Source organism: Nioella sp. (genome assembly GCF_964229645.1).
In the GTDB taxonomy this organism is placed as follows: domain Bacteria; phylum Pseudomonadota; class Alphaproteobacteria; order Rhodobacterales; family Rhodobacteraceae; genus Nioella.
Map to the genome: position 1 here is coordinate 1 of NZ_CAXREX010000044.1, position 7,604 is coordinate 7,604.

General features: G+C 63.7%; 10 protein-coding genes. 1 reads left to right on the top strand and 9 read right to left on the bottom strand.

Annotation, left to right across the window (positions count from 1 at the left end):
- From ACEQXV_RS03005 to ACEQXV_RS03015, 3 genes are all read right to left on the bottom strand, one after another.
- The coding region (locus tag ACEQXV_RS03005; RefSeq protein WP_370267830.1) for a DegT/DnrJ/EryC1/StrS family aminotransferase at positions 1-647 on the bottom strand (647 nt) is incomplete at its 3' end.
- Positions 648-760: 113 nt separating this feature from the next.
- The gene (locus tag ACEQXV_RS03010; protein WP_370267832.1) at positions 761-1,441 is read right to left on the bottom strand and encodes a type 1 glutamine amidotransferase; all 681 of its coding nucleotides are present in this window, start codon (positions 1,439-1,441) and stop codon (positions 761-763) included.
- Positions 1,442-1,445: 4 nt separating this feature from the next.
- On the bottom strand, positions 1,446-2,270 hold the full coding sequence (locus ACEQXV_RS03015) for an ABC transporter permease (protein ID WP_370252274.1): 825 nt from the start codon (positions 2,268-2,270) through the stop codon (positions 1,446-1,448).
- A 14-nt stretch (positions 2,271-2,284) separates the two neighbouring features.
- Between ACEQXV_RS03015 and ACEQXV_RS03020 the strand changes: the two genes are divergently transcribed.
- Positions 2,285-3,217 (top strand): TerB family tellurite resistance protein, encoded by a 933-nt coding sequence (locus ACEQXV_RS03020; RefSeq protein WP_370252273.1) that lies wholly within the window; start codon positions 2,285-2,287, stop codon positions 3,215-3,217.
- Between the two features lie 23 nt (positions 3,218-3,240).
- On the opposite strand, the gene ACEQXV_RS03025 is transcribed toward ACEQXV_RS03020, so the two are convergent.
- From ACEQXV_RS03025 to ACEQXV_RS03050, 6 genes are all read right to left on the bottom strand, one after another.
- Positions 3,241-4,122, bottom strand: coding sequence for an ABC transporter permease (locus ACEQXV_RS03025; protein WP_370252271.1), 882 nt, complete (start codon positions 4,120-4,122; stop codon positions 3,241-3,243).
- Between the two features lie 56 nt (positions 4,123-4,178).
- Positions 4,179-4,913: a transporter substrate-binding domain-containing protein gene (locus ACEQXV_RS03030; protein WP_370252269.1), complete on the bottom strand. Its 735-nt coding sequence runs from the start codon at positions 4,911-4,913 to the stop codon at positions 4,179-4,181.
- 29 nt (positions 4,914-4,942) lie between these two features.
- Positions 4,943-5,725, bottom strand: a complete 783-nt coding sequence (locus ACEQXV_RS03035; protein WP_370267834.1) for an ABC transporter ATP-binding protein — start codon at positions 5,723-5,725, stop codon at positions 4,943-4,945.
- 104 nt (positions 5,726-5,829) lie between these two features.
- On the bottom strand, positions 5,830-6,600 hold the full coding sequence (locus tag ACEQXV_RS03040; RefSeq protein WP_370267835.1) for a phosphate/phosphite/phosphonate ABC transporter substrate-binding protein: 771 nt from the start codon (positions 6,598-6,600) through the stop codon (positions 5,830-5,832).
- Positions 6,597-7,289: a hypothetical protein gene (locus ACEQXV_RS03045; protein ID WP_370267837.1), complete on the bottom strand. Its 693-nt coding sequence runs from the start codon at positions 7,287-7,289 to the stop codon at positions 6,597-6,599. Before ACEQXV_RS03045 ends, ACEQXV_RS03040 begins: the two co-directional genes overlap by 4 nt.
- A gap of 6 nt (positions 7,290-7,295) precedes the next feature.
- The coding region (locus ACEQXV_RS03050) for a TerB family tellurite resistance protein (protein WP_370267839.1) at positions 7,296-7,604 on the bottom strand (309 nt) is incomplete at its 5' end.

Sequence of the window (7,604 nt, forward strand, 5' to 3'; positions counted from 1 at the left end):
TAGGCCCCCGACATGATCACCGCCCGCGCCACCAGGTCGGCGTCATCGGTGACGAGGATTCCGCCCTCGCCGGAATTGACCAGCGTGTAGGTCTGGAAGCTGAAGCACCCCACGCGGCCGATCGTGCCGATCTTCCGACCGTGCCAGGTGGTGCCGAGCGAATGGGCCGCATCCTCGACGACGGGAATGCCGCGTGCCTCGCAAAGCGTCATGATCGCGTCCATGTCGGAGGTGTGGCCGCGCATGTGGCTGATGATGACCGCGCCGATGTCGCCCGTCAGCTTGGCGGCGAAGTCGGCCATGTCGATGCGGTAGTTTTCGCCCACCTCGACCAGAACCGGATGGCAATTGGCGTGCACCACGGCGGACGGCACGGCGGCGAAGGTAAAGGCAGGGATCAGCACGCGGGTGCCGGGTTTCAGCCCAAGGCCAAGCAGAGACAGGAACAGCGCCGCCGAGCAGGAGGAGACCGCGAGCGCGTATTTCATCCCCATCATGTCGGCGAATTCGCGCTCCAGCAGGCTGACCGGGGCGTTTTCAGGGGCGGTGTATCGGAACAGGTCGCCGCTTTGCAGAAGGCGTTCGATTTCCGCCCGCGCGCTTTCGGGGATCGGTTCCGCGTCGTAGACATTGGGGGCGAGCGCCATCATTTCACCTTTTCGAAAACTTCATTTCCGAAAAACTTACACACGAAACGTAACGGTTCAAAGACGTCACGCCGAGAAAAGCGGGGATTTTTGCCGAAAGGGAAGGCGGCGGCTCAGCCCCGGTTGCGCAGGAAATGGGCGGCGATTGCCCGGCCGATTTCCGGCCCCTCGGTGGGCTCTGCCAGGGTGGCGCGCGCAGCCTCCAGAACCGCGTCGGGCACGCTGCCCCCTTTCAGGCTTTCGGTGAAATAGGCCACGGTCTCGGCCTCGAACTCCGGATGGGGTTGGTAGGTGAGGATGCTGTCGCCATAGGCCAGCACGGCGTTTTCGCAAAAGGGCGAGGCCCCGAGCCGCCGCGCGCCGGGGGGCAGGGTCACCACCTGGTCCTGATGCCAGGCATTGAGCGGCATGGTTCGGCCCCCGATCTCGTAATCATGCCGCCCCACACACCAGCCGCCGGTGAATTTCTCGACCCGCCCGCCCAGGGCCTGGGCGATGATCTGGTGGCCGAAGCAGATACCCACCAGCGGGCGGTTGCTGGCCTGGATGCTGCGGATCAGCCCTTCCAGGGGGGCGATCCAGGGCAGGTCGTCATAGGCGCCCGCGCTGGAGCCGGTGATCAGCCAGCCATCGGCCTCGTGCGGGCTGTCGGGAAAATCCATATGCTCCACGTTCCACTGCCGGAACATGAAATCATGCCCTTCCAGAAGCTGCGCGAACAGGCCGAGGTAGGGCCCGAGCACGGCCTGCGTGTCGGCGTTGAACTCCTCGGCCATGAGGATACCGATTTCCATGACATCACCGGATCAGGTTGGGGCGGTAACGCACGCGGGCGCGCCGTTCGGCGGGAAGGTGACGGTTGAGCCGCCGGTTCACCAGGCCGAAAACCGTGATGACGATCAGCGTCAGGATGATGAAATAGACCGCCACGATCGGGTAGGGCACGAAGGGGTTGAAGGTGCGATCGGCGAAATAGCTGGCGTAGTAGAGCGCGTCGCCCTGCTGGCGGAAGGCGGGAAAGCCCGAGAAATAGACCAGCGTCGTGGCGTGGAACATGAAGATCGCTTCGTTGGTATAGGCGGGCCAGGCCAGGCGCAGCATGGTCGGGTAGACGATGCGGCGGAAGCGCTTGAAGCCCGACATGCCATAGGCATCGGCGGCCTCCAGATCGCCCTTGGGGATGGACCGCAGCGCGCCGTAGAAGATTTCGCCCGCATAGGCGGCGGTGTTCATGAACAGCACCAGCAACGCCCCGAGCCAGGCCTTGGCGAAGGGGTCGGTCAGCCAGCTGATGTCGAGCGTGCCGATCTCTTCGGGCAGGCGTACCAGGGCGAAATAGGCGAGAAAGAACTGGATGAAGAGCGGCGAGCCACGAAAGACGAAGATGAACCATTCGGCGGGCTTGCGGAAGATCGCGGGCCGGCTGTTCTTGGCCACGGCCAGCGTGACCGCCAGGAAGAAGCCGAAGAGAAGCGCGAGCACCCCGAAATAGACGTTCCAGATCATGCCCGACCCGATCAGCGTGACCTGCTCGCAGAACGAGATCTCGCCCCGCGGCAGCAGGCGTTCCCCGTAGCCGAGCGAGCGGAAGGCATAGGCCTGGACGGTTTCCCAACAGCTCATGCCGAAACGTATCCTTGACTGACGGCTTTCTCGGCGATCAATTTGAGAAAAGTCACCATGGATGGATCTCGATGAGCTTTGTTAGTTGGATTGTAAACCGTACCCCGTCTGAAACAACGCCCGGGCCAGATATCACGATCACCGTTGATTTGCAGGTTCGAGTGGTTTCTTCGGACAATGCTGCATTTATTGAAGATGTTGACGAAGACAGCTCCCAAAATCTTATTGACCCTGCGGTTGGCGCCAAGACGCGGTTTGATCTCGAGCCCATGTATATTGGTCTCAATTATACGTCTGCGTCGGGAGTTGTTTCCGACAGACTGGTGACTTGTCGGTACATAGACGCAAGCGGAGGGCACCGATATCTCGGTGCTATGTGTCATGCGAGAAAGAGTTTTCGCTGCTTTAGAATTGATCGAATTAACTATGTTTATGACACGTCGGGTGAGATTTTTGATACAGAAGATTTCTTTTCCGAGATACTTGAAGGTGAATCTGGAGAGCTGATTGAGCAGAATTCGGCACGTCGAAAATCTGTCGCAAGCCAGAACGTTCAAAGAAGAAGTACGGCCTCTCCTTATACTTGCCTTCGCCGCGAAATATTGCCTGGGCTTGTATTGCTTTGTGCCGCCGCCCGAGTAGACGAGGAACTTCATCCTGAAGAAGTTGATCGGATCATTATGTACTGTGAACGGGAGGGGATGAGCTTGGAACGAGAGGGTGTCATTCAAACCTGCCCAGACTTGGCTGCATTCGACAAACTTGGTCGCTTGATACTTCGAACACGTCCCACTCAGCCTGACATTATTGATGCAATTGATGCTGTAACCAAATGGCCCAGTGAGCGAATGGATCGCTTGCGCCGCGCCTTGAGCGAGGTCGTGGTTGCAGATGGTGTGATCTGCAACTCTGAAGACGCTTTTTTGCGAAAGGTTGTTGTCTTTTAGGCGCCTCACCTTTGGTGGATTTCTCATGCCGCGGCCTTTCTCTGCGCTTCGCCACCGGCGGTGGCCTGACCGTGGCTGAGGCGCCGGGTGATCCGGCCGAGCACCACCTCGGAGACGCGCGTGAAGCCCAGATAGAAGACCAGGAGCGCCAGGAAATACCACAGCCGCCAGTCGGGATGTGGATAGGCATATTGCGATGTGCGGCTGCCGCCCAGTTCGCGCGCCCAGTAGACGATATCCTCGACTCCGAGCAGGAACAGAAGCGGTGTCGCCTTGATCAGGATCATCCAGAGGTTGCTGAGGCCCGGCAGGGCATAGATCCACATCTGCGGCACGAGGATGCGCCAGAAGGTCTGGCGGCGGGTCATGCCATAGGCTTCGGCGGTTTCCAGCTGCGCGCGCGGCACCGCGCGCATGGCACCATAGAGCACGTTGGCGGCAAAGGCCCCGAAGACGATCGAGAAGGTGAAGACCGCGATGAAGTAGTTGTAGACCTCATGCACCCATTGCGGGGCGGAATTGAGCGGGATCTTCGCCGCCTGGCAGACCACGAAATTGGCGCCCTGGCGGATGGGCTCGTCCCAGTCCGGGCACTGGATCTGGTGGTTGATCCACTCCAGCGCCTGGTCGAGCGCGATCACGAAGAAGAGGAAGAAGGCAATGTCGGGCACGCCGCGCACCATCGAGGTGTAGAGCTTGCCGAGCCAGCTGAGCGGCAGGATGTGCGACCGGCTGGCCGCCGCGCCGACGAAGCCGAAGGCCAGCGCCACGGGGGCGGTGATCGCCAGCAGCAGAAGCACCGTCAGGAAGCTCTGGTAAAACAGCATGTGGACGCCGTTCGTCAGGTAACAGGCGAACCACGGGGCTGTGTCCAGGGTGGAGGGATCGGCGCAGAACTCGAACATCGGGCCTCGGGCTGGATTGGCGCGCGGCAGGAAACCCGCCGCGCGCCGGGGTCAGATCATTCGTAGGTCGGGATGTCGTCGCCGAACCACTCGACGAGCAGCGCGTTGAGCGTGCCGTCTTCCTTCATCGAGGTGATCGCCGCGTCGAACATGGCGCGCAGTTCACCGTCGGTTTCCCGCAGGCCCATGCCCACGCCACCGCCGAGCGACACCGGGTCACCCACGACCATCAGGTCGGAATCTTCGGCCACGATATCCTGCAGGAAGTCGGCATCGGCGAAGACGGCATCTGCCTCGCCGTTACGCACGGCGGCCACGGTTTCATCGGGGGTCGCGTATTCCAGCAGGGTGGCGCCGGATTCGGCGATGTAGCCCGACTGGATGGTGTTGGTCTGGGCCGCGATCACGCCACCGGAAAGGTCCGCGTCGGCCGACAGGGCGACGTAGATCGACGGGGTGGGCGGGATGTAGTCCTGGGTGAAGTCGATGACTTCATCGCGCTCGGCGGTGATCGACATGCCGGCGATGATGGTGTCGTAGTTGCCCGAGGTCAGGTTCGGAATGATCGAATCCCACTCGTTGGTGACCCATTCGCAGGTGAGGCCCGCGCGGGCGCAGAGTTCGTCGCCGAGCACGCGCTCAAACCCGTCCACTTCACCATTGTCGTTGATGAAGTTGTACGGAGGGTAGGCGCCCTCGGTGCCCATGCGGATGGTGCGGCCGTGGCCGTCGGCCAGCGCCGCGCCTGCCGTCAGCGCCAGGATGGCGGCGGAAAGTGCGAGTTTTTTCATGAGTTTACTCCCAGTTGGTTGGAACGACGTCAGATCGACGTCGTGTGGCTGAGGAACTGTTGCAGGCGCTCCGATTGCGGATTGTCGAACAGGGCCTCGGGGTGGCCTTCTTCCTCGATCCGGCCCTGGTGCAGGAAGACGACATGATCGGACACGTCACGCGCCAGGCGCATGTCGTGGGTCACGAGGATCATGGTGCGTCCTTCGGCGGCAAGGTCCTTGATGACCTTCACCACCTCCTGTTCCAGTTCCGGATCGAGCGCGGAAGTGGGTTCGTCGAACAGCAGCGCGCGGGGCTGCATGCACAGCGCGCGGGCAATCGCCGCCCGCTGTTGCTGCCCGCCCGACAGCTGTGCAGGCCAGGCATCGCATTTGTCGCCGATGCCGACCTTGTCGAGATACGTGCGCGCGTCTTTCTCGGCCTCGGCCTTGTCGCGGCCAAGGACGGTGACGGGCGCTTCCATCACGTTTTGCAGGATGGTCATGTGGGCCCAGAGGTTGAACTGCTGGAAGACCATGGACAGGTTGGTGCGGATGCGCCGGACCTGGTCGGCATCGGCCGGGTGGCGATGCGGGCCGCTGCCCTTCCAGTGCACCTCTTCGCCTTCGAAAGCGATCCGGCCGTCCTGGCTGTCTTCCAGCAGGTTGGCACAGCGCAGAAGCGTCGACTTGCCCGATCCGGACGAGCCGATGAGCGATACCACGTCGCCTGCGCGCGCACGCATGTCGACCCCGCGCAGCACGTGGAGGTCGCCGAAGCTCTTGTGGAGATCGGTGATTTCGATGACGGGCGGGGCTGTTTGGTCAGTCACGCATATTCTTCCCTTTGGACCTTTGGAATTTCTGCGCAAAAAACGCCCAAATGCAATGTGCATCTGTCGGGTGACCTAGGGTCGACCCGTCGATTTGCCCGGCTTCAGGGCATTTCGTCGGGATTTGGCGGGATCGGCAGCGCCATGTAATCGGCCAGCGGAATGCGCACGAACCCCCGGATGCCGAGCGTCTCGCGATCCGGGGCGGGCAGGGCGGCCAGCGCCGATTGCAGCGCGGAGAAGATCGGCTCCGGGTCGCGGCCTTTCGCGGTGATGAGCGGCAGGGCCGGGGTCGGGTCGGTGCGGGCGATCTCGGCCAAGGTGCCGAGCTCGGGCTCGTAGCGCAGCAACAGGCGCCAGGTCTGCGCGTCGATGGCTGCAAGCTCGGCGCGCCCTTCCAGCACAGCGCGGGCGGAAAAGGCGTGCCCGCCGGTGGCGGCTGGCCGGGCGAGGGTCAGGCCCCGGTCCTGGACGAAGCGGCAAAGCGCGCCCCACCCCGACTGGCTGAGCGCCTCGTTCATGGCGATCCGCATCTTGACCAGCTCGGCCAGTGGCCGATCCGCCAGGTCCCGCCGGGTCACGAGCACCGAATTGTAGTAACCGGGCGGGCAGTCCGGATGCCCGAAATCGGGCGTGGCCACCAATTGCACCCGGTCATGCAACCGCGCCCGCAACGGCAGGCCGCAGGTCTGGGACAGGAGAAGATCGGGCGATTGCCAAAGAGCCCAGGGGCGTCTTTGGTCGCGGGGGAGGGCCTCGGGCGCGTCGATGCCGCGTGCGCGCAGCGCGTCGCGCAGCCGGGCCCAGAACGCATCGGTCGCCGCGCGCATCTCGGGGCGGTCATACATGGGCAGCGACGCGTGGAGGGCGGTCATCCGAGGGTCTCCGAACAGGGGCCAAATACGAGGTCATCGACGGCGATGCCGCCGGGGTCGGTGTTCTCAAGCGTGGCCCCGGCAATCGCGGCCAGCCCGTCCGTCACCCGTAGCGCAAGCGCCGAGACCCCGGTGCCGAGGCTGCGCGCTTCCTGTCCGAGCCGCGCCCCGTCACGCCCATAGGCCGTGAGTGTGACGCTGCCCCGGTGATCGGCATTGCTGCCGAGCGGGTCGGCGTAATCGGTATGCACCAGGAGACCGAGGGCGCAGATGTCCTCGTCGAAGATGACCGCGATGCTGCCTTCCCCGCGTGCCTCGACGGCTGGATACCCGGCCGCTCCGAGCGGATAGATCGCCATCGAGCCGAAGGCGCGATGCGTGGCCAGCGACAGGCCCGCGCCCTCTGGCCCGGTCAGAAGGGCAAGGGGCGGCGTGGGCTGGCCGGACAGGCGGTCGAAGGGACCGACGGAGATAAGGGTTTGCCCTGAGAAACCGGTGCCGACATGCCCCCCCGCGAAGGCGATGCCATGATCGAGGCTGTAGCCCGGTTCCGGGCGCGGGGGCAGGATCTCGAACCCGATCACGGCCTGCGCCGTTTCCCGGATCCCGGCGTAGTCGCCCGGCGTGACGCCTTGCGCATGGAGCGGCAGGCCAAGAAGCAGCAGGACGGCCGGGCACAGGCGCAGCACGGCGACCTAGCCCCGCGCCTCGACCCGCTGGCGCGCCAGGGCGCTGTCCCGGTCATTGACGCCAAGCAGGTTCGCGGTCAGGCGCAGCAGCGCGTCTTCTTCGTGGTCGCGCACGCCATCGGCCAGAACCACCGACCACAGCGCCTCGATCACGCCGGCGCGCTCCTCGTAGGGCACGGCATCCTTGATCGCGCGGGTAAAGCGCACAGTGTCGGGGGCCTCGGATTCAAGGGTTTCGGCTTCGCGCCGCAGCTTGGTGGCCTCGAAAGGTCCAAGCCCGTGGCGTTCGGCCAGGATCCGGTCGATGCGGGCGAT

Excerpts from the sequence above, each read along its gene's own strand:
- ACEQXV_RS03030 (WP_370252269.1), bottom strand. The coding sequence starts at position 4,913 with ATGAAAAAACTCGCACTTTCCGCCGCCATCCTGGCGCTGACGGCAGGC.
- ACEQXV_RS03025 (WP_370252271.1), bottom strand. The coding sequence starts at position 4,122 with ATGTTCGAGTTCTGCGCCGATCCCTCCACCCTGGACACAGCCCCGTGG.
- ACEQXV_RS03015 (WP_370252274.1), bottom strand. The coding sequence starts at position 2,270 with ATGAGCTGTTGGGAAACCGTCCAGGCCTATGCCTTCCGCTCGCTCGGC.
- ACEQXV_RS03010 (WP_370267832.1), bottom strand. The coding sequence starts at position 1,441 with ATGGAAATCGGTATCCTCATGGCCGAGGAGTTCAACGCCGACACGCAG.
- ACEQXV_RS03040 (WP_370267835.1), bottom strand. The coding sequence starts at position 6,600 with ATGACCGCCCTCCACGCGTCGCTGCCCATGTATGACCGCCCCGAGATG.